24 protein-coding genes, 1 tRNA gene and 2 pseudogenes are annotated in these 26807 nt (G+C 70.5%); 10 read left to right on the top strand and 17 right to left on the bottom strand.

What is annotated here, in order from left to right:
* Positions 1-122: 122 nt before the first annotated feature.
* From Q9S36_RS12700 to Q9S36_RS12675, 6 genes and pseudogenes are all read left to right on the top strand, one after another.
* Positions 123-344, top strand: a pseudogene (locus Q9S36_RS12700) (sugar kinase); the annotation flags it as partial.
* Positions 345-410: 66 nt separating this feature from the next.
* A complete protein-coding gene (locus tag Q9S36_RS12695) occupies positions 411-1088 on the top strand; it encodes a YqaJ viral recombinase family protein (protein WP_311285438.1) in 678 nt (225 codons plus the stop codon).
* Positions 1089-1216: 128 nt separating this feature from the next.
* A complete protein-coding gene (locus Q9S36_RS12690) occupies positions 1217-2896 on the top strand; it encodes an MDR family MFS transporter (protein WP_311285437.1) in 1680 nt (559 codons plus the stop codon).
* Between the two features lie 10 nt (positions 2897-2906).
* Entirely contained in the window at positions 2907-3383 is a 477-nt protein-coding gene (locus Q9S36_RS12685) for a MarR family winged helix-turn-helix transcriptional regulator (protein ID WP_217530797.1), read from the top strand.
* 125 nt (positions 3384-3508) lie between these two features.
* Positions 3509-4540, top strand: coding sequence for an NADP-dependent oxidoreductase (locus Q9S36_RS12680; RefSeq protein WP_311285436.1), 1032 nt, complete (start codon positions 3509-3511; stop codon positions 4538-4540).
* A complete protein-coding gene (locus tag Q9S36_RS12675; protein ID WP_253035406.1) occupies positions 4540-4818 on the top strand; it encodes an acylphosphatase in 279 nt (92 codons plus the stop codon). The genes Q9S36_RS12680 and Q9S36_RS12675 overlap by 1 nt, the downstream gene beginning before the upstream one ends.
* Positions 4819-4822: 4 nt before the next feature.
* On the opposite strand, the gene Q9S36_RS12670 is transcribed toward Q9S36_RS12675, so the two are convergent.
* From Q9S36_RS12670 to Q9S36_RS12630, 9 genes are all read right to left on the bottom strand, one after another.
* Positions 4823-5608, bottom strand: a complete 786-nt coding sequence (locus tag Q9S36_RS12670) for an amino acid ABC transporter ATP-binding protein (RefSeq protein WP_311285435.1) — start codon at positions 5606-5608, stop codon at positions 4823-4825.
* A complete protein-coding gene (locus Q9S36_RS12665; RefSeq protein WP_253035405.1) occupies positions 5595-6269 on the bottom strand; it encodes an amino acid ABC transporter permease in 675 nt (224 codons plus the stop codon). Before Q9S36_RS12665 ends, Q9S36_RS12670 begins: the two co-directional genes overlap by 14 nt.
* A gap of 70 nt (positions 6270-6339) precedes the next feature.
* Entirely contained in the window at positions 6340-7134 is a 795-nt protein-coding gene (locus Q9S36_RS12660) for an amino acid ABC transporter substrate-binding protein (protein ID WP_253035404.1), read from the bottom strand.
* A 111-nt stretch (positions 7135-7245) separates the two neighbouring features.
* Positions 7246-8286 carry a DUF561 domain-containing protein gene (locus tag Q9S36_RS12655; protein ID WP_311285434.1) on the bottom strand — a complete coding sequence of 347 codons (1041 nt, stop codon included), beginning with the start codon at positions 8284-8286 and terminating at the stop codon, positions 7246-7248.
* A 73-nt stretch (positions 8287-8359) separates the two neighbouring features.
* Positions 8360-9049: a 50S ribosomal protein L1 gene (gene rplA / locus Q9S36_RS12650; protein ID WP_064002981.1), complete on the bottom strand. Its 690-nt coding sequence runs from the start codon at positions 9047-9049 to the stop codon at positions 8360-8362.
* A 13-nt stretch (positions 9050-9062) separates the two neighbouring features.
* Complete coding sequence (gene rplK, locus Q9S36_RS12645) at positions 9063-9494, bottom strand: 50S ribosomal protein L11 (protein ID WP_064002980.1); 432 nt, start codon at positions 9492-9494, stop codon at positions 9063-9065.
* Positions 9495-9682: 188 nt separating this feature from the next.
* Positions 9683-10687 carry a transcription termination/antitermination protein NusG gene (gene nusG, locus Q9S36_RS12640; RefSeq protein ID WP_311285433.1) on the bottom strand — a complete coding sequence of 335 codons (1005 nt, stop codon included), beginning with the start codon at positions 10685-10687 and terminating at the stop codon, positions 9683-9685.
* 107 nt (positions 10688-10794) lie between these two features.
* Entirely contained in the window at positions 10795-11061 is a 267-nt protein-coding gene (gene secE / locus Q9S36_RS12635; RefSeq protein ID WP_064002978.1) for a preprotein translocase subunit SecE, read from the bottom strand.
* 44 nt (positions 11062-11105) lie between these two features.
* Positions 11106-11178, bottom strand: a tRNA-Trp gene (locus Q9S36_RS12630).
* Positions 11179-11394: 216 nt separating this feature from the next.
* Here Q9S36_RS12630 and Q9S36_RS12625 point away from each other — a divergent pair.
* Positions 11395-12016 (top strand): annotated as a pseudogene (locus tag Q9S36_RS12625) (ATP-binding protein); the annotation flags it as partial.
* Positions 12017-12044: 28 nt separating this feature from the next.
* Positions 12045-12335, top strand: coding sequence for a hypothetical protein (locus Q9S36_RS12620; RefSeq protein WP_253035420.1), 291 nt, complete (start codon positions 12045-12047; stop codon positions 12333-12335).
* On the opposite strand, the gene Q9S36_RS12615 is transcribed toward Q9S36_RS12620, so the two are convergent.
* Genes Q9S36_RS12615 through gabT form a run of 7 tightly spaced genes read right to left on the bottom strand, consistent with a single transcriptional unit; the run spans position 12319 to position 21811 of the window.
* A complete protein-coding gene (locus Q9S36_RS12615; RefSeq protein ID WP_311285432.1) occupies positions 12319-13683 on the bottom strand; it encodes an NAD-dependent succinate-semialdehyde dehydrogenase in 1365 nt (454 codons plus the stop codon). The genes Q9S36_RS12620 and Q9S36_RS12615 overlap by 17 nt on opposite strands.
* A 20-nt stretch (positions 13684-13703) precedes the next feature.
* Positions 13704-15164, bottom strand: a complete 1461-nt coding sequence (locus Q9S36_RS12610) for an NAD-dependent succinate-semialdehyde dehydrogenase (protein ID WP_311285431.1) — start codon at positions 15162-15164, stop codon at positions 13704-13706.
* The gene (locus Q9S36_RS12605; RefSeq protein WP_311285430.1) at positions 15161-16723 is read right to left on the bottom strand and encodes an APC family permease; all 1563 of its coding nucleotides are present in this window, start codon (positions 16721-16723) and stop codon (positions 15161-15163) included. Before Q9S36_RS12605 ends, Q9S36_RS12610 begins: the two co-directional genes overlap by 4 nt.
* Positions 16724-16740: 17 nt before the next feature.
* Positions 16741-17625, bottom strand: coding sequence for a universal stress protein (locus Q9S36_RS12600; RefSeq protein ID WP_217530784.1), 885 nt, complete (start codon positions 17623-17625; stop codon positions 16741-16743).
* Positions 17622-18980: an NAD(P)/FAD-dependent oxidoreductase gene (locus tag Q9S36_RS12595; RefSeq protein WP_311285429.1), complete on the bottom strand. Its 1359-nt coding sequence runs from the start codon at positions 18978-18980 to the stop codon at positions 17622-17624. Before Q9S36_RS12595 ends, Q9S36_RS12600 begins: the two co-directional genes overlap by 4 nt.
* Entirely contained in the window at positions 18981-20450 is a 1470-nt protein-coding gene (locus Q9S36_RS12590) for an amino acid permease (protein WP_311285428.1), read from the bottom strand.
* Positions 20451-20452: 2 nt separating this feature from the next.
* A complete protein-coding gene (gene gabT / locus Q9S36_RS12585; RefSeq protein ID WP_311285427.1) occupies positions 20453-21811 on the bottom strand; it encodes a 4-aminobutyrate--2-oxoglutarate transaminase in 1359 nt (452 codons plus the stop codon).
* A gap of 96 nt (positions 21812-21907) precedes the next feature.
* Here gabT and Q9S36_RS12580 point away from each other — a divergent pair, with 96 nt between their 5' ends.
* Positions 21908-23440: a PucR family transcriptional regulator gene (locus Q9S36_RS12580; RefSeq protein WP_311285426.1), complete on the top strand. Its 1533-nt coding sequence runs from the start codon at positions 21908-21910 to the stop codon at positions 23438-23440.
* A gap of 94 nt (positions 23441-23534) precedes the next feature.
* On the opposite strand, the gene Q9S36_RS12575 is transcribed toward Q9S36_RS12580, so the two are convergent.
* Positions 23535-24998, bottom strand: coding sequence for a helix-turn-helix domain-containing protein (locus Q9S36_RS12575; protein WP_311285425.1), 1464 nt, complete (start codon positions 24996-24998; stop codon positions 23535-23537).
* Between the two features lie 145 nt (positions 24999-25143).
* On the opposite strand from Q9S36_RS12575, the gene aceB reads away from it, so the two are divergent.
* Positions 25144-26802, top strand: a complete 1659-nt coding sequence (gene aceB, locus Q9S36_RS12570) for a malate synthase A (protein WP_311285424.1) — start codon at positions 25144-25146, stop codon at positions 26800-26802.
* Positions 26803-26807: the final 5 nt, after the last annotated feature.

Raw genomic sequence — 26807 nt, 5'->3', positions numbered from 1 at the left:
TGTGATGTCGACCAGACGACATGATGTGGACAGAAGGGCGGATGCCGGGCGGCAGCGCACGGGCGGCAGCGCAGCGCGCGGGCGACACAGCGCACGCGCTCGCGCGCCGGCACCGGCGCGGGTCAGTGCGAGGAGTCGGCGGATCGATGGCGCGGGTGGGCGAGCACCTGATCGCCGGGGTGCGCGAGGTCGTGTACTCCCGTTCCGCGCCGCTCGCGACGGCGCACCTGTCGATCGTGCAGTCCGCGACGGCTGCGGAGGCGGGCGTCCTGGGCGCCAGCATCCTCGCCGTCGAGCATGCGCCCTCCCGGGACGTCCTCGCCGCGGGGGTCGAGACCGTCTGATCGGGCGACGGCCGCGCGCGGCGGGTCGGGACAGCCCGTGCGGGAAGGGCGACTTAGGATCGACGGGTGACTCCCGAACTCGCCGCCCGCATCGTCGCGGACTCCCGCGACCGGGTCGCGTGGATGCGGGCCCGCTCCCGCGGGATCACGGCCACGGACGTCGCCTCGCTCACCAGCGAGAAGGCGATCGCCCGGGCGGCCGAGGCGAAACTGAACGGCTCCGGATTCAGCGGCAACGCCTACACCGACCACGGCCGACGGCGTGAGCCCGAGATCGCCGCCTGGGTCGCGGCGACCCACGGCATCCGTCCGTCGTCGGCGCTGTTCCACGCCGAGATCGAGAAGCGGCACCTCGCCACCCCCGACGGGATCATGGTGGATGCCGCGGGCCGCGTCACGCTCGCCGAGATCAAGACGACCAACAAGACGTGGAAGTCGATCCCCCGTACGTACCTGCGTCAGGTGTGGTGGCAGCAGCACGTCCTCGGCGCCGAGCGCACGCTCGTCGTGTGGGAGGAGCACCAGGACTTCGTCCCGCTCCGGGACGAGCCGCGGTGCGCCTGGATCGATCGTGACGAGGCCGAGATCGGGTCGCTCGTGCGCCTGGCGACCGCCTTGATCGACGAGCTTTACCACCGCACGACCGGTAAGACGCCGCCGGTGCGCGAGACGGCCGCGTCGGTGAGCCGCCGCGAGCAGCTGCGCGAACGCGACATCTTCCGCGCGCTCGCCCTCGCCGACTGATCCCCCGCGATGAGGCCGCCTCGGGGCGGTGTGCCGTCGCGCCTCGGGGAGATAGTTGACGTGGATCAAATGACGCCATATAGTTGACGTCTATCAAATGTTGACCTGAATCATCTAACTGGAGTTGCATGTCCACCTCGACCCCCACCGCGCCGCGCCGGGTCCTCGCCCCGCTCTCGGGGCTGCTCCTCGGCATGTTCGTGTCGATGATCGCGTCGACGGTCGTCTCGACGTCGCTGCCCGTGATCATCCACGACCTCCAGGGCGACCAGGGCGCGTTCACCTGGGTGGTGACCGCCACCCTGCTCACCACGGCCATCTCGACGCCCATCTGGGGCAAGCTCGCCGACCTCGTGAACCGCAAGGCGCTCTACCAGATCGCGCTCGTCATCTTCGTCCTCGCGACCGCCGCCGCCGGGTTCGCGCAGGACCCCGGCACGCTGATCGCGTTCCGCGCCGTGCAGGGTCTCGGCGCAGGAGGCCTCGCGGCCCTCAGCCAGGTGCTCATGGCCGACATCATCAGCCCGCGTGAGCGCGGCCGCTACATGGGCCTGTTCGGCGCCGTCATGGCCGTCGCGACCGTCGGCGGCCCGCTGCTGGGTGGCGTCATCACCGACGCGTTCGGCTGGCGCTGGAACTTCTTCGTGTCGCTCCCGATCGCCGTCGCCGCGCTCATCATGGTGCAGCGCACCCTGCCTCACTCGAGCGTGAGCAGTCGCCGTCCGAAGATCGACTACCTCGGCATCGTGCTGCTGTCCACCGCCGTCTCGCTGCTGCTCATCTGGGTCACCAGCGCCGGCTCCAGCTTCGATTGGTGGGGCACCGAGACCATCCTCATGGTCGGTGGCGCCCTCGTCGCCGCCGTGCTGTTCGTCGTCGTCGAACTGCGCACCAGCGAGCCGCTCGTGCCGCTCACCCTCTTCCGCGACCGCACCTTCACCCTCGCGGTCGTCGCCTCGATCGCCACGGGCATCGCGATGTTCGGTGCGTCGGTCTTCCTCGGCCAGTACATGCAGATGGCCCGCGGCGCCACGCCGACCGAGGCCGGCCTCATGACGATCCCGATGATCGCGGGGCTCCTGCTGTCGTCGGTCGGTGTCGGTGCGCTCATCACGCGCTTCGGCCACTGGAAGCCGTACCTCGTCGTGGGCAGCATCCTGCTGACCGCCGGCGCGACCCTCCTGTCGACCATCCACTACGACACCGACTTCTTCCTCGTCTCGGTCTACATGTTCCTGCTGGGCGCGGGCGTCGGCATGACGATGCAGAACCTCGTCCTGGCGGTGCAGAACACCGCGAAGCCGTCGGAGATCGGCGTCGCGAGTTCGGGTGTGACCTTCTTCCGCAGCCTCGGCGGCACCGTCGGCGTCTCGCTCATGGGCGCGGCGCTCGCCACGCGCGTCACCGACCTGTTCGGCGGAGCGCAGGAGAAGATCGTCGCCGTCCTCACCGCCCTCGGGCCCGAGGGGGCGACCTGGGCCAAGCAGCTCGCCTCCGGCGCACTCCCCCGCGTCGCCACCATGCCCGAGAGCCTCCGCGTGATCGTCGAGGACATCTACGCGCAGGGCATCTCGTCCGCGTTCCTCATCGCGGTGCCGTTCGGTGTGATCAGCATCCTGGCCGTGATCTTCCTGCCCCACCGCAGCCTCAGCACCATGACGACCTCCGAGCGTCGCCAGGCGTCGGAGGCCGACCTGGCCACCGTGTCGGTGCCCGCCGGAATGGACGCCGTCACCGCGACGGGCACGGTTCCCGTGGTCGACCCCGACGCCCGGGCGGACGAGACCGCGAGCGAGGCACGGCGATAACATGGACACGATGTCCGCAGCGACCGACCGAGAGGCCCGCACCCGCGCGGTGCGGGCCCTCGAGGGCGAGTTCAGCGACCTGATCACCCTCTTCCGGCGCAAGATCACCGAGAACGCCAACCGGGTCAGCCCGGGGATGCTGCCGGGCGCCTACAAGGTCTTCACGACGATCGTGCGTCACGAGCCGGTCACCCAGTCCGCCCTCGCCGAGATGCTCCTGCTCGACAAGGGCCAACTCAGCCGGAGCGTGCGCGAGCTCACGGAGCTCGGACTCATCGAACGCACCCCCGACCCCAACGACGGCCGGTCGAGCCTGCTGAGCGCCACGGCGCACGGCCGCGATCGCCTCGCGGATGCCCGGGGCCCCCAGGAGGGCGCGCTGCTCGCCGCGCTGGAGGACTGGCGGGTCGAGGACATCGAGAACCTCGCCCGACTGCTGCACGCCCTCGTCGCCGGATCCCGACCCGACGGCGGCCCCACCACGTAGGCCGCCGCCGGGATTCTCGCTCCGGTGACGCCGACGTAACACCGTCGAGACAATGTCGCGATTGACTGGTCTTCCACCGAGCACCCCCGCGCTCGCCGTCGAGCGCAGGTGAGAAGGAGCAGCCGATGCGATTCCGGCCGCTGCGATCCGCAGCCCCCACCGCGAGCGAGGCCGTCGAGGTGACCGCTCCTCCCCCGGACATGCGCGGCGTGGTCTACGACGCCCCGGGCGACGCCGAGGCCCTCCGTGTCGCCCGGCTGCCCGTCCCGAAACCCGCGCTCAGCGAACTGCTCGTGCGCGTCGTCGCCGCCGGCGTGAACCCCATCGACGCCAAGACCCGCGCGGGTCGCGGCCTGAACGGTCTCCTCGACGGTGACCCCACGCCCCTCGGCTTCGACTTCAGCGGGGTCGTCGTCGCGAGCCCGTTCGAGGCCCACCCGTTGCAGCCGGGCGACCCGGTGTTCGGGATGGCGGCCTTCCCCCGGACGGGCGGGAGCTACGCCGACTACCTCGTCGTGCCCACCCTGTCGGTGGCGCGCAAGCCCGCCTCGCTGTCGCACGTCGAGGCGGCGGGGGTGCCGGTCGCGGCGCTCACTGCTTGGGGACTCGTCGTCGAGACCGCTCACGCGCACGAGGGCCAGCGCATCCTCATCCACGCCGGCTCCGGCGGCGTCGGTCACTTCGCCGTGCAGCTCGCGGCCTACTTCGGTGCCCACGTGACGGCGACCGGTTCGGAGCGCAACCTCGGTTGGCTGCGCGAGCTCGGGGCATCCGTCGCCATCGACTACACGACGACCCGCTTCGAGGAGGTCGTCGGCGAGGTGGACGTCGTCATCGACCTCGTGGGCAACGTCCACGGCGACACCGGTACGCGGTCCCTGACCGTCCTGCGCCCGGGCGGTCTCTACGTCATGGTGCCTACGGGAGCCTGGGACGGATACGCGGATGCCGCCGCGGCGGCCGGCGTGCGCGCGACCTCCTACAAGACGATCCCCGACGGTGCCGTGCTCGCGACGCTCGGACGTCTGCTCGACTCGGGTGCCGTGCAGGTCTACATCGACCGGGTGTACGACCTCGCCGACGCCGCCGAGGCGCACCGCGAGCTCGAACGCGGCCACACGCGCGGCAAGATCGTGCTGAGCGTGGCGGACCCCTGATGCGCCGCATCCGCCTCGTCGTCCGAGGCATCGTCCAGGGTGTCGGGTTCCGGTTCGCGATGCAGCACACCGCGCGTGCGGCCGGTGCCACCGGATGGGTGCGCAACCTCTCGAACGGCACGGTCGAGGCCGAGGTGCAGGGCGACGCGGCCGCCGTCGAGGCGGTCGTCGACTGGGCGGCGAAGGGGCCGCGCGGGGGCGTCGTCGACGACGTCGTGCTGACCGAGGTCACGCCGCAGGACGAGGAGGCGGACTTCGAGATCCGCCGCGACGCCTGACGCGTCAGTCCTCGAGCGGTCGCAGGATGCGGTCGAGGAAGCGCCGGGTGCGCTCGTTCGTCGGCGCGGTGAAGAGGTCGCGGGGGTGACCGCGCTCGACGATCATGCCGCCGTCGAAGAAGACCACCTCGTCGGCGACCTGTCGCGCGAAGCCGAGCTCGTGCGTAACGATGACCATCGTCCAGCCCTCGTCGGCGAGCTCCTTGAGCACCAGCAGCACCTCGCCCACGAGCTCCGGGTCGAGGGCGCTGGTCGGCTCGTCGAAGAGAAGGACGTCGGGAGCGAGCGCGAGCGCCCGTACGATGCCGACCCGCTGCTGCTGTCCGCCGGACAGCTCGTGCGGATAGGCATCGCGCTTCTCAGCGAGTCCGACGCGCGCCAGCAGCCGCTCGGCGTCGGCGACGGCCGCATCCTTCGTCACCCCCCGCGCGTGCACCGGTCCCTCGATCACGTTCTCGAGGACCGTGAGGTGCGGGAAGAGGTTGTGGTGCTGGAAGACCATCGCGGAGCGGTCCCGGAGCGCGGCGCGCTGCTGCTTCGCCGCCCGCCCCGTGGCCGACTGGCCGAAGTCGTGCGTCTGGCCGTCGGAGAAGGTGACGACGCCGGCGTCGGGGGCCTCGAGCCCGTTCAGGCAGCGGAGCACCGTGGTCTTGCCCGAGCCGCTGGGACCGATGAGGCAGACGACTTCGCCACGGCCGACGGCGAAGTCGACGCCGTCGAGGACGACGTTGTCGCCGAAGGACTTCCGCAGTCCGGTCACGGCCAGCAGGGGGGCGTCAGTGTGCGACACGGCGATCGAGCCTCCGTTCGATGCGGTCCTGACCGAAGGAGAGGACGAGGCAGAAGAGCCAGTAGATGACGGCGGCCTCGATGTAGACGACGAGGAACTCCGAGCTGAAGGCGGCGATGCGCTGCGCCGCGAGGAACAGCTCGGCGACCGTGATCTGGGCGACGAGCGAGGTGTCCTTCACGAGCGAGATGAACGTGTTCGACAGCGGCGGGACCGAGACGCGGGCCGCCTGGGGCAGGATGATGCGCCGGAGCGCCGTCGCCCGGGGCAGCCCGACGGTGAACGCGGCCTCCCACTGCCCCTTGGGGACCGAGAGGATCGCGGCACGGATGACCTCGGCGGCATACCCGCCGACGTTGAGCGACAGCGCGATGACCGCGGCCGGCCAGGCCTCGAGGCGGATGTCGATCTGCGGCAGACCGTAGTAGACGACGAAGATCTGGACGAGCAACGGCGTGCCGCGGATGACGGAGATGTACGCCCGAGCGAGACCCGACAGCACCCGGTTGCCCGAGATCCGCATCAGGGCCGCCGCGATCGCCAGCACGAGACCGACCACGAACGAGACGATCGCGAGGGGGATCGTGACCGTCACCCCGGCCAGGAGCATCGGCCAGAACGAGCTCAGGACGAGTTGCCACGTATCGGCGTCCACCGGCATCCTTTCTCAGAACGGGCGACGGGCCCGACGGACGCCTCGCAGCGTCGCGCCGAGCCCGTCGGGGCCGGGATCACTCGGTGACGTCGGCTCCGAAGTAGGTCTCGCTGATCTTCGCGAGGGTTCCATCTTCGCGCAGCTCGTCGAGCGCGTCGTCGATCTTCTCGATCAGCTCGGTCTTGTCCTTCGCGGCGACGATGGCGCTCTGGGCGGGGTCGGTCTCGGCCGCGATCTTCAGGCCCGTGGGTCCGTTGGTCTTCTCGTAGTCGAGGAAGGTGAGCTTGTCGTTGACGGTCGCATCGACGCGGCCCTGACGCAGCAACTCGACGGCCTGCGCCCAGCCCTCGATCGGGGTGACGTCGGCGCCGGCCTCCTCGGCGAGCTGGAAGAAGTTGCTCGTGAGCGACTGCGCCGTCTTCTTGCCCTTCAGATCGGCGAAGCTCGAGATCGAGTCGTCGCCCTCCTGGACCACGACGACGCTCGGCGACACGGTGTACGGCTCGCTGAAGAGGTACTTCTCCTCGCGCTCGGGGTTGATCGAGACCTGGTTGGCGATGACGTCGACGCGGCCCGCATCGAGACCGGCGAAGATGCCGTCCCACTGGGTCTCCTGGAATTCCACCTTCAGATCGAGCTTCTCGGCGACGGCCTCGATGATCTCGACGTCGTAGCCGACGAGCTTGCCGGTCTCGTCGTGGTACGTGAACGGACGGTAGGTGCCCTCGGTGGCGACCGTGAGCGTGCCCGCCTTGGCGAGACCGAGGTCCTCGCCGCCGGCACCGGGCTGCCCCGAACTCGTGGAGCAGGCGGTCAGCGCCAGGACGGTGCTGAGGGCGAGGGCTCCGAGGGCAGCGGTACGACGGGACATGGATCTCCTTGGTGAGGGGTGTCGGGATGCGGTCGCGCAGCATCGGTGGCCGGCGCGACCCTTCAGTACAACACGCAGCGGCCCGAGATCTTCCCCGGGTGACGGACTGTGTCAGCGCGGCAGCCCGCGGACCAGCTCCGCGAACACCGCGGCGGCGTCGTCCGACCGCGACAGACCGGCCGCCTGACCCGCCCACAACGACACGAGGTCGCCGTTGTGCGGTGCGGCGGAGCGGAATCCGCCGGTCAGCCAGTTCTGCGCCGGGAACGGCGCGATCGCCCCGCCGTCCTCGATCGTCCGCACCGCTCGATTCGGGATGCCGCGGGCCAGGCGCCCGCTCATCGCCCGGGTCAGCACCGTGTCGGTGTCCGCCGCCGCCGCGAGTGCGGCTCGGTGCGCCTCGACCGCCGCCGACTGCCGCGTCCGCAGGAACGCACTCCCCACCTGCACGCCCGCGGCGCCGAGCGCGAAAGCCGCCGCGACACCCCGACGATCGGCCACGCCGCCGGCGGCGATCACCGGGACGTCGACGGCGTCGACGACCTGCGGCACGAGGGCGAACGTCCCCACGAGGGACTCCTCGGCCGGTCGCAGGAAGCTCACCCGGTGACCGGCTGCCTCGGCACCGCTCGCGACGACCGCGTCGACGCCACCCTCCTCCAGCGCGACGGCCTCGGCGACGGAGGTCGCCGTGCCGATGACGCGGATGCCGCGACGATGCGCCTCGGCGACGACCTCCGGCGCGGGCACCCCGAACACGACGCTCAGGACGGCGGGCGCGGCATCCCAGACCGCGTCGAGCTGCTCCGACAGCGAGGGGAGGAACGCGGCGGGCAGCGGCGGGACGGCCGCACCGGCCGCCTCGAACAGCGGCGCGACGGCCGCCTGCGCGGCGGTCAGGTCGACCTCGTCGGGCGCGACCTCGTCGCCCAGCGGCAGCCACAGATTGAGCGCAAAGGGGCGCCCGGTCGCGGCGCGCAGCGCCGTCGCGGTGTCACGGATGCGGTCGCCCGAGTAGCCGTACAGTCCGAAGGATCCGAGGCCGCCGCAGTCGCTCACGCTCGCCGTCAGCGCGACCGACGAGAGCCCACCGAACGGGCCGAGGACGATCGGGGTGTCGATACCGAGAAGGGAATGCAGATCACCGGTCACCCCCTGACGCTACCAAGGGCGGGAACGACGACGGGGCCCCACCCGAAGGTGGAGCCCCGTACGGTCAGTGATCTCAGACGAGAGCGTTGACGTCCAGCGGGATGCCGGGACCGAACGTGGTCGAGATGGCGCCCTTCTGGATGTAACGGCCCTTCGCGCTCGAGGGCTTCAGGCGCACGATCTCTTCGAGAGCGGCGGTGAAGTTCTCGTTGAGCTGCTCAGCCGTGAACGACGCCTTGCCGACCACGAAGTGGACGTTGGCGTGCTTGTCGACGCGGAACTCGATCTTTCCGCCCTTGATCTCCTCGACGGCCTTGGCCGGGTTGGGGGTCACGGTGCCGGTCTTGGGGTTCGGCATGAGGCCGCGGGGTCCGAGGACCTTACCGAGGCGACCGACCTGGCCCATGAGCTCGGGGGTGGAGACCGCCGAGTCGAACGCGGTGTAGCCACCGGCGACCTTCTCGATGAGCTCGGCGCCACCGACCTCGTCCGCACCCGCGGCGATGGCCGCTTCGGCGGCGGGACCGGTCGCGAACACGATGACGCGCGCGGTCTTGCCGGTGCCGTGGGGCAGGATGACCGTGCCGCGGACCATCTGGTCCGCCTTGCGCGGGTCGACGGCGAGCTTCAGCGCGACCTCGACGGTCGAGTCGAACTTCGCGGAGCCGGTTTCCTTCGCGAGGGCGACGGCCTCCTCGGAGGAGTAGAACGTGGAGCGGTCGATCTTCGCCGCTGCTGCTTCGTAAGCCTTGGACTTAGCCATGATGTTCTTCCCCTCAGTCCTCGACCGTGATGCCCATGGAGCGGGCGGTGCCGGCGATGATCAGCGAGGCGGCCTCGATGTCGTTCGCGTTCAGGTCGGGCATCTTCGTCTCGGCGATCTGACGGACCTGGTCCTTGGTGAGCTTCGCGACCTTGACGGTGTGCGGGGTCTTGGAGCCCTTCGCGACGCCGGCGGCCTTCTTGATGAGCTCCGCGGCGGGCGGGGTCTTCAGGACGAAGGTGAAGCTGCGGTCCTCGTAGACGGTGATCTCGACGGGGATGACGTTGCCGCGCTGCGACTCGGTCGCGGCGTTGTACGCCTTGCAGAACTCCATGATGTTGACGCCATGCTGACCGAGCGCGGGGCCGATCGGCGGCGCCGGGTTGGCGGCACCGGCGTTGATCTGAAGCTTGATCAGGCCGGTCACCTTCTTCTTCGGTGCCATTCCTCTTCCTTTCACGAGCGGGACGGATGCCCCGTTCTCCCACGGTCCCGGCGGTTCCGGGTCGTGGTGGTGTCCGTGCGCGCGACGAAGCGACACACAAACCACATGAGTCTACCGCATCCGGCATCCTCCGGCAGTACGGCGAAGGCCCCGCCGGAGCGGGGCCCTCGCGTCGCGCGGTGCGGCGCTTACTGCTTGGTGACCTGGTCGAAGCTGAGCTCGACCGGCGTCTCGCGCTCGAAGAGCGAGACGAGGACCGTGAGCTTGCCACTCTCGGGCTTGATCTCCGAGATCGATCCGGGCAGGCCCGCGAACGAACCCTCCTTGATCGTGATCGTCTCGCCGATCTCGAAGTCGACCTCGGTGACGACCGAGCGCGCCTGCGTGGCGGAGCCCTTGGCGGCACCGGCCTTGGCGGGGGCGACCTCCTTGGCCTCGACGAGGGGCTTCAGCATGTTGAAGGCCTCTTCGAAGCGCAGCGGCGTGGGGTTGTGGGCGTTGCCGACGAATCCGGTGACACCGGGCGTGTGACGCACGACCGACCAGGTGTCCTCGTTGAGCTCCATGCGGACCAGCACGTAGCCGGGGATCCGCACGCGGTTGACCATCTTGCGCTGGCCGTTCTTGATCTCGACGACGTCCTCCATGGGGACCTCGACCTGGTAGATGTCGTCCTCGACCTCGAGCGTCGACTTGCGCTGCTCGATGTTGGCCTTCACCTTGCGCTCGAAGCCGGCGTAGGAGTGGATGACGTACCACTTGCCCTCGAGCGAGCGCAGCTCCTGACGGAACGCCTCGTACGGGTCTTCGGGGGTCTCGTCCTCGTCGTCGCCGAGTTCGGGACCGTCGTAGGGGGCGACCTCGTCGGCGGCGGTCGCGGCGCGCTCGGCCTCCTCGTCGGCGAGCGACTCGGTCAGCACCTCGGCGGCGGCCTCGGCCTCGTCGGCCTGGTCGATCTCGAGCGCGTCGTTCACGATGCGGTCGGCCTCGGGGTCTTCGATCACGACGGCGTCCTCTCCCGTGGGCTCGTCATCGGAGGGCTCGTCGTCCTCGATGTGCAGGGCGGCGTGCTCGGCGGACTCGGCGGAACGCTCCTGGTCGGCCAGGACGTTGCCCTCCTGGGCCTCGTCGTCCTCGCTGGACTGCTCCGCGGCGGTCGACCAGTCGGCGTCGTCGACATATCTTTCGGTCACGTCATTCACTTCCCTGCAGGTTCGGCTTCGATGTTCAGCGGCGCGTCGGCGGGTGATCCCATGGTCCGGGATGCCGTCCGTCACCGCGACGGATGGTCGTCCGTTCGTCAGCTCGGCACGTCGAAGACGATGTCCGTGACCCAGGTGAAGAGCAGGTCGAGCCCGTAGACGATCGCCATCACGACGACGACGAATCCGAGGACCACGAGCGTGAACTTGACGAGCTCCTGCCGGGTCGGCGTGACGACCTTGCGGAGTTCGGCGATCACCTGACGGATGAAGAGGGCGATCCGCTGGAAGAAGTTGAGCTTCTTCTCACGGGTGGCGCCGCTGCTGGCAGCGACGACCTCGCCGTTCGGCTCATCCTGGACCATTCAACCCACCTGTTGCTCGGTTCGAGTCAGCTGACGCTGACGCGCAGGGCGGACAGGAATCGAACCTGCAACCTGCGGTTTTGGAGACCGCTGCTCTGCCAATTGAGCTACCGCCCTAAGGTCTTGCGACCCGGGGATCCACATCCTCGCCGACCCCATGGGCACGGCAAAAGAATGCAGACAACTGCGCGCACAAGCATACGGCATGCCTCGCGGGCTGGCGAACGCGCGGCATCCCTCCCCCTCCCGGAAGGGCCTCGCTAGGCTTGTCCGGCCGTCCCGTCGCGGCAGCGCCGGAGGCGGTCCGGCGCGCGGACGATCACGAGGAGCCCGGTGACCGACCGTTCCGCCGCCCACCAGTTCCAGGTCGACCTCCGGGGTGTCATCGACCTCCTCAGTCGCCACATCTACTCGAGCTCCCGCGTGTTCCTGCGCGAACTCCTCCAGAACGCCATCGACGCGATCGCCGCTCGACGTGCGCTCGACGGCGGGGGCGGCCGCATCCGGATCACGCCCGTGAGCGCCGCGTCGGACGAGTTCGTCCTGCGCGACGACGGCATCGGGCTCACCGAGGCCGAGGTCGCGGATCTGCTCGCGACGGTGGGACGCAGCTCGAAGCGCGACATCTTCGATCTGCCGCGCGGCGACTTCCTCGGCCAGTTCGGCATCGGGATGCTGTCGTGCTTCATGGTGTGCGACACGATCGACATCCGTTCGCGCAGCGCCGCGAGGGGCGGCGCCGTGGAATGGACCGGACACGCCGACGGCACCTTCACGGTGTCGCCGTACGCGGGCGACCTCCCCCGTCGGGACGAGCGTGCACCTGACCCCGCGCGCCGACACGCGGTCGCTGCTCGAGACGAGCACCGTCCTCGACCTCGCCGAGACGTTCGGGCGCTACTTGCCCCACACCATCGTGGTCGACCTCCCCGGCGGCGGCGAGACGACCGTCACCGCAGGCCGAGGGCCAGGCGCAGGCGCTCGTGCAGCAGGGCCGGCACCTCGGCAACTTCGGGGAGTTCGACGACGCCGTGCTCGCGTTCGACACCGCGATCGGCCTCATCCGGGACCGCGAGGACCAGGTCGGCGTGCTCGCCGAGGCGCTGCACCTGCTCGCGCAGGCCAAGATGCAGCGCGGCGACGAGGACGCCTCCGACGTGATCGACCAGGCGCTGGCGCTCGGCCGGGCCAACGAGGCGCACTGGTACGTCGCCGACGTGCTCGACACGCGCGCGCGCCTGCTGGCCGGCCGTTCGTTCAGCCGATGCGGATGAGCTTCTTGTTGACGAACTCGTCGGCCGCCAGCAGCCCCAGCTCGCGGCCGGTGCCGCTGCGCTTGATGCCGCCGAAGGGCAGGCCCGGCTCGTCGGCGAGCACGAGGTTGACGTAGACCATGCCCGCCTCGATCCTGTCGGCGACCCGCTTCGCCTGTTCGGGGTCGGTCGTAAACACGTACGATCCGAGGCCGAACGGGGTGTCGTTGGCGAGGCGGACCGCCTCGTCCTCGTCCGCGACGCGGTAGACGACGCCCGCCGGACCGAACAGCTCCTCGCGGTAGACGTCCATCTCGGGGGTGACGCCGGTGAGGACGGTCGGGGTGAAGAAGGCACCGTCGCGGGTGCCGCCGGTGACGATCGTGGCGCCCTGGGCCGCGGCATCCCGGATCTGCTTCTCGAGACGCTCGGCGGCGGCGACCGACGACAGCGGGCCGAGGACCGTGTCGGAGCTCCACGGGTCGCCGACGCTCGCCGCGGCCATCTTGGCGGTGAACGCCTCGAGGAACGCGTCGTAGAGCCCGTCGACGACGATGAACCGCTTCGCGCCGTTGCAGGACTGCCCGGTGTTGTCGAGGCGCGCGTCGACCGCCGCCTGCGCGACCGCGTCGATGTCATCGGCCGACAGCACGATGAACGGGTCGGACCCGCCGAGCTCGAGGGCGACCTTCTTGAGGTTGCGCCCGGCGACCTCGGCGACCGCCGCGCCGGCACGCTCGGAACCCGTCACCGAGGCGCCCTGCACCCGCGGGTCGGCGATGACGTCGGCGGCCTGCTCGTTCGTCAAGTAGACGTTCGTGTACGCGCCCTCGGGGAAGCCCGCGTCGCGGTAGATCGCCTCGATCGCCGCCGCGGACTCGGGGCACTGCGGCGCGTGCTTGAGGAGGATCGTGTTGCCGACCGCCAGGTTCGGGGCCGCGAAACGGGCCACCTGGTAGTAGGGGAAGTTCCACGGCATGACGCCCAGCAGCACGCCCAGGGGCGCCTTGCGGATGACGGCGGTGCCGTCGCCGTCGATCGGGACGGGCGCGTCCGCGGTGATCTCCTCGATGTGGTCGGCGTAGTACTCGGTGATGTCGGCGGCGAAGTCGACCTCGCCGAGCGCGCCGTCGATCTGCTTGCCCATCTCGCGGACGATGATCTTCGCGAGCTCGTCGCGGCGCTCGCGGTGCAGCTGCGCGGCGCGGCGCAGCAGGTCGGCCCGCTCAGCGGGCGTGGAGGTGCGCCCCCACCCGCGGGCGGCCTCGTCGGCGGTGGCCAGGGCGCGCTCCACCTCGTCGGCGGTGGCGGTCGGGTAGGTGGCGTGGGTCTGCCCCGTGGCGGGGTCGATGACGGCGTAGTCGCTCATGATGCTCCTCTTCGTCCCGCTCAGGCGGGGATCAGGGTGTACTTCACGTTCAGGTATTCGTGGATGCCTTCCAGGCCGCCTTCGCGCCCCATGCCCGACTGCTTGACCCCGCCGAACGGGGCGGCGGCGTTGGACACGACGCCGACGTTCAGGCCCATCATGCCCGTCTCGAGACGGTCGATCATGCGGTGGCCGCGGGCGAGGTCCTGCGTGAAGACGTAGGACACCAGCCCGTACTCGGTGTCGTTGGCCAGGCGCACGGCCTCGTCCTCGTCGGAGAAGGTGGAGATCGCGAGCACCGGCCCGAAGATCTCCTCGCGGAGGATCGCGCTGCCGGGGACGACACCCTCGACGACCGTCGGCTCGTAGAAGGTACCGGGACCTTCGAGGGCGTTGCCGCCGGCCAGGATGCGTGCGCCCCGCTCGACGGCGTCGCCGACGAGCTCCTGCGCCTTCGCGACCGCACGGTCGTCGATGAGCGGACCGATCTGCACGCCGTCCTCGGTGCCGCGGCCCACGTTCATGGCGCGCACGCGGTCGGCGACGCGCTGCGAGAACTCGGCCGCGACCGACTCGTGCACGATGAAGCGGTTGGCCGCGGTGCAGGCCTGTCCGATGTTGCGGAACTTGGCGAGCATCGCGCCGTCGACGGCCTTGTCGAGGTCGGCGTCCTCGAAGACGACGAACGGCGCGTTGCCGCCGAGCTCCATCGAGACGCGCAGGACGCCCTCGGCCGCCTGGGCGATGAGCTTCTGACCGACGGGCGTGGACCCCGTGAACGACAGCTTCCGCAGCCGGGGGTCGGAGATGATCGGCCCCGACACCGCGCTCGACGACGAGGTCGTGATCACGTTGACGACGCCCTCGGGCACGCCGGCCTCGGCGAGCAGCTGCGCGAAGAACAGGGTCGTCAGCGGCGTCAGCTCGGCGGGCTTCACGACCACGGTGCAGCCCGCGGCGAGCGCCGGGGCGATCTTGCGGGTCGCCATCGCGAGCGGGAAGTTCCACGGGGTGATGAAGAACGACGGACCGACGGGGCGCTGCGAGACGACCATGCGCCCCGTGCCCTCGGGGTTCATGCCGTAGCGGCCCGAGATGCGCACGGCCTCCTCGCTGAACCAGCGCAGGAACTCGCCGCCGTAGGCCACCTCTCCCCGGGACTCGGCGAGGGGTTTGCCCATCTCGAGGGTCATGAGGAGGGCGAGGTCCTCCTTGCGGGCCTGCACGAGATCGAACGCCCGGCGGAGGATGTCGCTCCGCTCCCGCGGCGCGGTCGCCGCCCACGCCTCCTGCGCCGCGACGGCCGCGTCGAGGGCCCGGATGCCGTCGGCCGGCGAGGCGTCGGCGATCCGCCGGATCACCTCTCCCGTCGACGGGTCGAACACGTCGAGGGTCTTGCCCCCCTCGGCATCCACCCACCGGCCTCCGATGAAGAGCTGGTTCGGGATCTGGGCGAGGAAGTCGGACTCGCGGGAGGTCATCGGTTGTTCTCGCTTTCTGCGCGCAGCTTCCGCGCACTGGGGGGTGCGTCCATCGCGAGCGTCTGCCCGCGGAAGAACGCCGGACGGCGGACGGACTGCCAGATCATGGTGACGATCCCGACGACGATGATCAGCATCCCGAGGATGAACACGATGCCGACGCCGAAGATCTGCGATCCCGATCCGTAGGCGGGGTCCATCGAGTCGACGAGGGTGGTCACGAACAGCACGGCGAGGATGACGCCGCCGATCAGCGGGAACAGGAACGTGAAGAACACGTTCCGGACCGAGTCGAACCACTGCTTGCGGAAGTACCAGACGCAGGCGAACGCCGTGATGCCGTAGTAGAAGCAGATCATCATGCCGAGGGTGAGGATCGTGTCCCACAGGGTGTCCTCGCTGACCACGCGCATGACGGCGTAGAAGGCGGATGCCACGATCGCCGAGACCACGGTGGCGTAGCCGGGCGTGAAAAAGCGGGGGCTGACCTTCGCGAACGCCGGCGGGAGGGCGCCGTAGTGACCCATCGCGAGGAGCGTCCGAGCCGGCCCGACGAAAGTCGACTGCAGCGACGACGCGGAGCTCGTGAGCACCGCGAGCGAGACCAGGAACGCGAGGGGCCCGAGGACCGGACCGGAGAGGAAGAAGAACACGTTCGCCTGGATGTCCTCGTTGCCGAGTCCGAGCTCGCCCGTGCCGACGCCGGCGAACATGATCATCGCGACGGCCAGCAGCAGGTAGAGCGAGACGATCGTGAGGACCGTGACGGTGGCCGCCCGGCCGGGCGTGCGCTCGGGGTCCTTCGTCTCCTCGTTCATCGTCAGGGTGACGTCCCACCCCCAGAAGATGAAGATCGACAGCGAGAGGCCGGCGGCGAAGGCGCCGAAGGAGGTCACCGCGAACGGGTTGAACCACTCGATGTCGAACGGCTGCGGGTCGAATCCGCCGCCGCTGGTCGCCTGCACGATCGCCACCACGGCGAACAGGACGAGCACCGCGATCTGGAAGGTGACGAGCACGTACTGCAGCTTCTGCGTCGTCTGCATGTCGCGGTACGAGATCCAGGTGGCCGCGAGCATGAACAGCAGACAGACGCCGACGTTGATCGGCAGGATGAACGCGAGGTCGGCGATCGCTGAATCCCCCGTGATCTGGGAGATGAGCAGGAAGAGGAACTCGACCGCGACGCCGGCGAGGTTCGACAGCACGAGGATCGTCGCGACGACGAGCCCCCATCCCGCCATCCAGCCGATCCACGGCCCGAAGGCGCGCGCGGCCCACGTGAAGCTCGTCCCCGCATCCGGCATCCGGTTGTTCAGTTCGCGGTAGCCGAAGGCGACCAGCAGCATGGGGATGAAGCCCACGAGGATGATCGCGGGGATCTGGGAGCCCACGACGGATGCGGTGGGTCCGACGGCCGCCGTGAAGGTGTACGCCGGCGCGATGCAGGAGATGCCGATGACGACGGCGCCGATGAGGCCCACCGTCCCGGCGCTGAGGCCCTTTTTCGAGAGGCCGGCGTCGCCGACGGGGGCCTTCTCGGGTGCGTGCTGGCTCATCGTCGAGCTCCTTCGGATCAGCGGGACTGTTCGGGGGTGCGGGTGCGAGGCACGACGACCATCGGCACCGGGATCTCGCTCAGCAGCTTCGCCGCGACCGATCCGAGGAACAGGCGCCGCGGCTGCGCGAGGCGGCTCGAGCCGACGAGGATCATCTCGCCCGGCAGCCAGTCGAGGTGGGCCACGGCATCCTCGATGCTGTCGCCCTTCGCGGTCACGATGTCGGCGCGGACCCCCTCGGGGATGGCCGTCAGGACGTCGTCGAGGACCTTCTCGGCGTGGGCGGCCCCGGCGAGGCGGATGACCCCCGTGTCGACCGAGGCGGGCAGGTCGACCGTCACGAGCGAGACGAGGCGCAGCGACGCCCCCGTCGCCGACGCGAGCGCGACGGCCTCCTCGAGGAGGACGTCGGCACCGGCACGCGTGCCGACCGCGACGGTCAGGCGCGGGACACCGGCATCCGTCACCCGCTTGCGCGCACCGCGCGGCACGAGCACAACCGGAACGTCGGAGGAGTGGAGCAGCTGGCTCGTCGTGGAGCCCAGCCGGTGACGGCCCCGCGAGCCGCCGTCGGCGGCGCCCACCACGAGGTGCGAGGCGCCGAACTCGTCGGCGGCCTCGACGAGACCCTCGGCGAACGACTCGGCGTAGCGGGCGTGCTCGCGGTGGACCACGCCGTTCGGCACATCCGCGGCCGCCTCGGCGAGCCAGGACTCGGCCTGGCCGAGCAGGTAGCGGTCGTACGACGCGTCGGGAGGGGTGATGACGCTGCGCCCCTCCCCCGGCAGGACCAGGACGATGTCGAGCTCGGCACCGGATGCCGCGGCGAGCCCGCCCGCGACGGCCACCGCGTCGCGGCCCGCCTTCGTCGCGGTGTACCCGACGACGATCCGGCCGCTCATGCCCGGCCGTCCGCGAGGATGTTCCGGGCGGCCAGGCGACCCATGCGGATCGCGCCGTCGACGTGCTGGTAGCCGGCGCCCGCGATGTCGCTGCAGGCGAAGTGGATGGGCCCGACGGGCGTGCGCACATCCGCGCCGTAGCGGTGCAGGCCGCCCATGTCGAAGCTCGCCGCGTAGGCGCCGCGGGTCCACTCCTCGGTGCCCCAGTCGCTCTCGTAGTAGACGACCGGGTCCTTCGCCTCGGGGCCGTAGTAGTGCGACAGCGACTCGAGGATGCGTTCCTTGCGCTCCTCGGCCGACAGGCGGAACATGTCGTCGGCGTTACGGTCCGACACGAAGCCGACGAGCGTGCCGCGCGGGTCCTCGTGGTTCGTGTTGTCGTAGGCCTCGTGGCAGATCTCGTAGGGGCTGAAGGCGGTGCCCGACAAGCCCTTCTCGCGCCAGAACGGCGTCTCGTAGACGGCGTGCACCTTGATGACGAACCCCATCGACAGGTGCTGGTGCATCTGGTGCTGCAGACGCGGCATCGGCGGCTCGAACGAGATCCGGTGGTACAGCACCGGCGCGAGGGCGAGGATCGCGCTGCGCGCCCGGACGGTGAGGCCCTCGGCGTGCGCCGTGACCCCGGCATCCGACCATTCCAGTGTGCGCACCGGACGGTTCAGGAAGACGTCGTCGCCGAGGCGCTCCGCGAGGAGGACCGGCACCTGCTGCAGGCCGCCGACGACGCGCTTGTCGAGGATGAAGTCCGCGTCGACGAGGTGCGAGTAGCTGCCCGCGCTCGCGGCCATGAGCAGGGACTGCAGCAGCGAGAAGGCGTGCGTCGGCTTCGTGAGCATCGCCGACCCGGTCGCGAAGGCGAGGTTGCGGACCGCCTCGTCGTCGTCGGTCTGCTGGCGCAGCCACGCGTCCCACGTGATCGTGTCCCATTCGGCGGCCTTCGGGTGCGCGTAGGGACGGTCGGGGTCGATCTCGGCGACCATCTCGTCGAGCCGGCGGGTGATCTCGTCGATCGTCCGTTCGGTCTCGGGGCTCACGGGGAACATCTCGCCCGTGAAACGCGACACGGTGCCGTCAGGCCCGACGTAGACGCTGTCGCCCTCGCGGTAGCGGCTGAAAGTCTCGAGACCCAGTTCGGCGACCGTGTCGATGAGGGCGTCCTGGTCGGGTGAGACCCACTGGCCGCCGAGCTCGAGCATCGCGCCGTCGACGACGTCGGTCCACAGGCGACCGCCGACGCGCTCGCGCGCCTCGAGGACGGCGACCGACAGACCGGCCTTGCGCAGCTCGTTCGCGGCGGTGAGGCCGGCGGCGCCGGCTCCCACGATCACGACGTCACGGGTGATCTCGGTCATTCACGACTCCTTCGTCAGAGAGCTTGTCGCCGGCGCGTGGTCGGGGCGGCGACGGAGGTTGCGCCGCACGAGCGGCCAGAACACGAGCAACACGGCGGTCGCGATGAGGCTCGTCCACACCTGCGCGCGCCCGGACTCCGACGTCAGCATGATGGCGACGACGGCGGTGATCGCGGCGATCAGCAGGATGTTGAGCCACGGGTGCAGCCACACCTTGAGCTTCAACGCGACGACCTCGTCGGGCGTCATCTTCTGCCGCAGCCGCATCTGCGTCAGCGCGATGAAGACGTAGACGAAGAGGGCGACGAGGCCCGCGGAGTTCATGATGAAGTCGAAGATGCCCGAGCTGGGGGCGACGAAGTTCACGAGCGTCGCGATGAGCCCGCCGATCGTCGAGGCGAGCAGGGCGAACACCGGCACCCCGGTGCGGGAGCGGCGGGCGACGACCTTCGGGGCGAACCCCTTGTCGGCGAGCGCGGCGAACATGCGCGAGGCCGAGTACAGCCCGGAGTTCAGCACCGAGATGACGGCCGTGAAGATGACGAGCTGCATGATCACGTCGGCGAACGGGATGCCGAAGCGCGACAGCGCGATCGTGAAGGGCGCGTTGGCGACGTCGGTGGGCACGGGCAGTTCGTCCCAGGGAACGACGGTGACGATGACGAGGACCGACCCCACGAAGAACAGCAGGATGCGCCAGATGATCGTGCTCGTCGCCTGCCGGATGCCCTTGGCGGGGTCCACCGACTCGGCCGAGGCCATGACGGCGATCTCGGTGCCGAAGTAGGAGAAGATCACGAGCGCGACGCCGGTGAAGGCGACGCCGATGCCGCCCGGCGCGAACCCGCCGTGCTCCCACAGGTTCGGGACGGCGAAGGTCGCGTTCGGCCAGAGCCCCAGGGCGAAAAGGATGCCGGCGCCCAGGAACACGACGATGGCGAGCACCTTGATGCTCGCGAGCCAGAACTCGACCTCCCCGAAGGTGCGCACCGAGATGACGTTGGTGCCGACGAAGATCGCGATGAGGATGAGCGACCAGGCCCAGGACGGCAGCGCCGGGAGCCACGTGTGGAGCGTCTCGCCGCCGAGCACCGCCTCGTAGGCGAGGACCCCGACCCAGAAGTACCAGTACAGCCAGCCCACGAGGTACGCCGCCCAGTCGCCGAGACCGACGCGGGCGTACTCCATGAACGAGCCGATCGCGGGACGGGATGCCGCCATCTCGCCCAGCATGCGCATGGCGAAGAAGACGAGCAGACCGCCGATCAGGTACGAGACGATCGCGGCGGGTCCGACCTCGCGGATGACGTTGCCGGACCCGACGAACAGGCTCGCCCCGATGATCCCGCCGAGGGTGATCATCGTCACGTGCCGCGAGCGCAGCTTGCTGGAGCGCGCCTGCGTCACCGCGCCGAGCCCCGCCGACGTCTCGGGCGAGACCGGCTGCGACCAAATGTCGGACCCCGTCATACTCAGACCGTCTGCAGCGCCCGCGCGAGGACGTCGAGGCCCTCGGTCAGCAGGTCGTCGCTGATCGACAGCGGGGGCAGGAAGCGGATCACGTTGCCGTAGGTGCCGCACGTGAGCACGATGACGCCCTCGGCGATGCAGGCCTTCGCGACCGCGGACGTCAGCGCGCCGTCGGGCGCACCGGTCGTCGGGTCGACGAACTCGATCGCGATCATGGCGCCGAGCCCGCGGACCTCCGCGATGCGGGGGTCGGATGCCGCCATGGCGCCCAGTCGCGCCGTGAGGAGCGCCTCGATCTGCTGCGCGCGCTCGATGAGGCCGTCGTTCTCGAAGGCGTCCATCGCCGCGAGCGCGGCCGCGCACGCGACGGGGTTACCGCCGTACGTGCCGCCGAGGCCGCCGGTGTGCGTCGCATCCATGATGTCGGCGCGACCGGTGACCGCGGCCAAGGGCATGCCCCCAGCAATGCCCTTGGCCGTGGTGATCAGGTCCGGCACGATGCCGAAGTGCTCGCTCGCGAACATGGCGCCGGTGCGGGCGAAGCCCGACTGCACCTCGTCGGCGATGAAGACGACGCCGTTGTCCCGGCACCAGTCGACGACGGCCGGCAGGAAGCCGTCGGCCGGGACGACGAAGCCGCCCTCGCCCTGGATGGGCTCGATAATGACGGCGGCCAGGTTGTCGGCACCGACCTGCTTCTCGATCATCGAGATCGCGCGGGCCGCAGCATCCGCCCCCGACAGTCCGTCGCGGAGCGGGTACGAACCGGGCACGCGGTAGATCTCGGAGGCGAACGGACCGAAGCCGCTCTTGTAGGGCATGGACTTGGCGGTGAGCGCCATCGTGAGGTTGGTGCGGCCGTGGTAGGCGTGGTCGAAGGCGACGACGGCCTGCTTGCCGGTGAACTTGCGGGCGATCTTGACGGCGTTCTCGACCGCCTCGGCGCCCGAGTTGAACAGGGCGCTCTTCTTCGCGTGGTCGCCGGGGGTGAGCCGGTTGAGGTTCTCGGCCACCTCCACGTACGACTCGTACGGCGAGATCATGAAGCAGGTGTGCGTGAGCTGCGCGGCCTGGGCCGCGATCGCCTCGACCACCTTCGGGTGCGCGACACCCACCGTCGTGACGGCGATACCCGAACCGAGGTCGATCAGCGAGTTGCCGTCGGCGTCGACCACGACACCACCGCCGGCGGCGACCGCGGCGATCGGGACGGTGTGCCCGACGCCCGCGGCGACGGCCTCGGCCTTGCGCGAAAGGAGCTCCTGCGAGCGGGGCCCGGGAATCGCGGTCTCGAGGCGGCGCTCCTGCGGGAGGGACGGTCCGCCGACGGGCGTGGTGACGGCTGCGGTCGAGGTGCTCATGCGGCGAGCGTAGAGGGGCGCGGGCGAGCGGTCACTCGCCGTTGCGTCTATCCTCAGCGCAGAGGTGTACATCGTGTACACACCGGAGGAGGCGACATGGTCACGCGCGAGGCCGAGCCGACCCTGCGGGCGCTGCTCGCGCGCCGCGAGCTGGCCCTCCGCCTCGCCGACGACGAGTCGGCCTTCCGGCCGGGAGCGCTCGACCGACCGACCCGGTGGGTGCACAGCTCCGACCTCGACGATCCGACCCCGTTCCTCGCCGAGGACCTCGTCCTCCTGACGACCGGCACCCAGTTCCCGACCGACGGCGACTACCCCTTCGACGCGTACGTCCGGCGGCTCGTGGACCGCGGCGTGGCGGCGCTCGGTTTCGGCACCGAGGTGGTGCGCGACGGCATCCCGCCCGACCTCGCGGCGGCGTGCCGGGCCGCCGGGCTCCCCCTGTTCGAGGTGCCCTACAGCACACCCTTCATCGCCGTCGCCCGCGCCAACGCCGAAGCCGTCGCCGCGCAGGCCTACGCACGGCGCACGTGGGCGCTGTCGGCGCAGCGCGCCCTCGCCCTCGCCGCGCTCCGCCCCGACGGGCTCGGGGCGACGATCGCCGAGCTCGCCAAGCAGCTCGACACCTGGGTCGGGATGTACGACGCCGCCGGCGAGCTCGTCCGAGAGCACCCCGCCGGCGCGCTCTCGCCCACCGCGGCGGACACCCTGCGCGCCGAGGTCGGCGCGGTGCTGCGGCGCGGTGCGCGCGCCGGCTCGTCGCTGCACTCGGACGCCGCCGCCTTCACGCTGCAGACCCTCGGGCGCGGTGGCGAGCTGCGCGGCGTCCTCGCGATCGCCGCCGGCGAGCTCGACCGCGCCGGGCGCGACGTCGTCACCGCGGTGATCGCGATGGCGGGGCTCGCCCTCGAGCAGCACCAGCGACTGTCGCGGGCGCGCAAGGCGCTGCGCTCGGGGATGGTGCGCTCGCTCCTCACCGGGGATCCGGCCCTCGCCCGGCAGATCTCCCGGGACGTCTGGGGCCCCCTGCCGCCCACGCCGGTCGTCGTGGCGGTGACGGATGCCGCCGGTCGCCGCGCGGACGCACTGCTCGACCTGCTGGAGCTGCGCGCCGAGGAGCGCCACGGCGGGCTGTTCTTCGGGAGCGTCGACGTCGACGTCGTGATCGTGGTCCCGGCATCCGCGTCACCGGTCCTCGACGAGTTCGCCGAACGCTTCGACGCGCGGCTGGGGGTGTCGGAACCGACGCCCTACGCCGGCTTCGCGAAGGCCCTGGACCAGGCCCGCGTGGCGCGCGGACGCGCCGGGAGCGCGGGCGTGGTGGGATTCGCGGAGGTGCAGGCCGGCGGCATCCTGTCGGCGCTGTCGGCGGGGACCGCGCCGACGGTGGCCGCCGCCTTCCTCGAGCCGCTGCGCCGGCACGACCGCGAGCAGGGCGGCCGGCTCGAACAGACCCTGCGCGCGTGGGTGGCCGCCGACGGGTCGAACGACGGCGCCGCATCCGCGCTCGGTGTGCACCGCCACACCGTGCGCACGCGCCTCGCCGCCGCGGAACGCGTGCTCGGCGTCGACCTCTCGTCGTTCGCCGGGCGCGCCGAGCTGTGGGCGGCGCTGCAGCTCGGGGGGTGAGGCCGACGGCGGAGATCCGGTCGGACACGCCGCGGAACGGATGCCGCACCACGGCGCGTCGCGAGGATCTCCGCCGTTCGGCCCGGCGGCGGCCTCACTCCGGCGCGTGCGCCTCGAGGAACTCGTACAGGTCGGTCGTGTCGACGCCGGGGAAGGCCCCCGTCGGCAGCGTCGCGAGCAGCGTCCGCGGCGTCCGCACGTTCGGCCACGCCTGGTCGCGCCACTGCGACTCGAGGTCCTCCGGCGGGCGCCGGCAGCACACCTCGACGGAGTGACGTGACACGCCGCGGTTCGTCGTCTCGCGGCCGATGAACCACTTCGTGTCGTCGAAGCGGACGCCCACGCTCACCGAGTGGGAGCCTTCGCTCGACGCCTCCACGCGGGCCGTGCACCAGTAGGTCCCGTTCCCGGTGTCGGTGTACTGGTAGTACGGGTTGAACTTGTCGGGGATGTCGAACACGACCCGGCTCGTCCACTTGCGGCAGCACAGCTGCCCCTCGATCGAGCCGAACCGGTCGGCGGGGAAGTTCACGTCGTCGTTCTCGTACGCCTTCGTGATCGTGCCCGACTCGTGCACCTTGAGGAAGTGCACCTGGAAGTCGAGGTGCCGCGTCGCGAGGTTGGTGAACCGGTGCGCGGCGGTCTCGTACGACACCGAATAGGCATCGCGGAGGTCCTCGATCGAGAGCGCGCGACGGGACTTCGCCTCCTGCAGCGCCGCCGCCGCGTGCGCCTCGGGCACCATCATCGCGCCGACGAGGTAGTTGGTCTCGACGCGCTGGCGCAGGAATTCGGCGTAGGAGCGCGGTTCGGCATGGCCGAGGATGCGGCTGGCGAGCGCCTGCAGCACGGGGGTCCGCGAGTCGCCGCGGTGCGGCACCGTGCTCGAGAGGTACAGCCGGCCGTGGCGGATGTCGGCGACGCTGCGCGTGGACTGCGGCAGGTCGCTCACGTAGTGCAGTGAGAAGCCGAGGTGGGCGGCGATCTCGGATGCGGTCCGCTGCGTGAGCGGGCCGCCCGGATGGTCGACGGCGGCGAGGATCCGCTGCGCGTGGTCCTCGAGCTCCGGGAAGTAGTTGTCCTGCCGCCGCATGAGGTGGCGGAGCTCCACGTTGGCGCGACGCGCCTCTTCTGGCGTCGCGGAGCGCTCGTCGTTGAGCCGCTCGACCTCGCCCTGCAGGCGCAGCACGGTACGCAGCACCTCGTCGGGCACGGCCTTGCCGATGCGGAACGGCTCGATCCCGAGGGACTGGAACGTCGGCCCCTTCATCGCCCTCTCCACCGCGATCTCCAGCGTGGCGCGCTCGTCGAGCGGCTCCGCCTCGAGCAGCGCGTCGATCGTCGTGCCGAGGGCACGCGCGATCGCCTGCAGCAGCGTGAGCTTCGGCTCCCGCTTGCCCGTCTCGATCATCGACAACTGGCTCGGCGCTCGGGACACGGCGGATGCCAGGTCGTCGAGCGTCATCCCACGCGCGACGCGCAGCTGCCGCACCCGCCTCCCGATGGTGAGCGCGTCGGCCGCATCGCCGTCGACCGGGGCGTCTTCGATGATCGTCATGACCGGGAGTGTGTCACGGAAGCAGAAGATCGCGCAATCTTCTCTCCGGAAATGTTCGTTGCGAGAGTCGAACTTCACACAGGGTGGGTGTCACGAACCGAATCGGCGCCGCACCGGCGTCGACCTCACCGCGAAGGAGCCGGCCATGACCCTCACTGCCACGGGCATCGCGCCCGTCACCACCCCCACCCCGACGCAGATCACGCCGACGCTCGTCGTTCGCGGTCGGATGGGCGACCGGTACGAGGAGATCCTGACTCCCGCCGCGCTCGACTTCCTCGCCGAGCTCCACGCCCGCTTCGGCGGTCGTCGCCACGACCGGCTGGCCGCGCGGATGCGTCGGCGCTTCGAGATCGGCAACGGCCAGGACCCCACGTTCCGGGATGACACGGCGCACATCCGCGACGACGCGGAATGGCGCGTCGCCGGCCCCGGCCCCGGGCTCGAGGACCGCCGGGTGGAGATCACCGGCCCGACCGACCCGAAGATGACGATCAACGCGCTGAACTCCGGCGCGAAGGTGTGGCTGGCCGACCAAGAGGACGCCACCAGCCCCACGTGGCGCAACGTCATCGAGGGCCAGCTCTCGCTCTTCGACGCGATCCGCGGGCAGCTGACCCACACGAACGAGGCGGGCAAGGAGTACCGCGTCACGGCGGAGCGGACGCCGACGATTGTCATGCGGCCGCGCGGCTGGCACCTCATGGAGAAGCACATGGAGTTCACCGACCGGAACGGCCGCACCCTCGCGGCATCCGGCTCGCTCGTCGACTTCGGCCTGTACTTCTTCCACAACGCCGCGCAGCTGATCGCCAACGGCCGCGGCCCGTACTTCTACCTCCCGAAGATCGAGTCGTCCGAGGAGGCCAAGCTGTGGGACGACGTCTTCACCTACAGCGAGCAGTACGTCGGCATCCCGCACGGCACGATCCGCGCGACCGTCCTCATCGAGACGCTTCCCGCCGCGTTCGAGATGGACGAGATCCTGTTCGAGCTGCGCGACCACATCGCGGGTCTGAACGCCGGCCGGTGGGACTACATCTTCTCGATGATCAAGAACTACCGCGGCCGCGGCGCCCGGTTCGTCCTCCCCGACCGCAGCCAGGTCACCATGACCGTCCCGTTCATGCGGGCGTACACCGAGCTGCTGGTGCAGACGTGCCACAAGCGCGGCGCCTATGCGATCGGCGGCATGAGCGCCTTCATCCCGAACCGGCGCGACCCCGAGGTGACGCGGCAGGCGTTCGAGAAGGTCGCCGCCGACAAGAAGCGCGAGGCCGGCGACGGCTTCGACGGCACGTGGGTCGCCCACCCCGACCTCATCCCGGTCGCGCAGGCGGAGTTCGACGCCGTGCTCGGCGACCGGCCGAACCAGGTCGACCGCCTGCGGGAGGACGTCCAGGTGCACCCGTCGCAGCTGATCGACTGCCACATCGGCCTGCCGATCAGCGCCGCCGGGGTCTACGGCAACGTGTCGGTGGCGATCCGCTACATCGAGGCGTGGCTGCGCGGACTCGGCGCCGTCGCGATCGACAACCTGATGGAGGATGCCGCGACCGCGGAGATCAGCCGGTCGCAGGTGTGGCAGTGGATCCACCAGGACCGCACCACCGAGGACGGCACGCCGATCACCCGGGACTACATCGAGGGCCTCATCGCGCAGGTGCTGAGCGAGGTCGAGCGCCAGGGCGGCGACCGGTTCGACGACGCCGCCGCCGTGTTCCGCGATGTCGCCCTCGGAGCCGAGTTCCCGACGTTCCTGACCCTCGGCGCCTACGCCACCTACCTGACCGACGCCGACTGACCCCG

The organism is Microbacterium sp. ARD31 (assembly GCF_031844425.1).
This window is presented reverse-complemented; position numbering and strand designations above follow the sequence as displayed.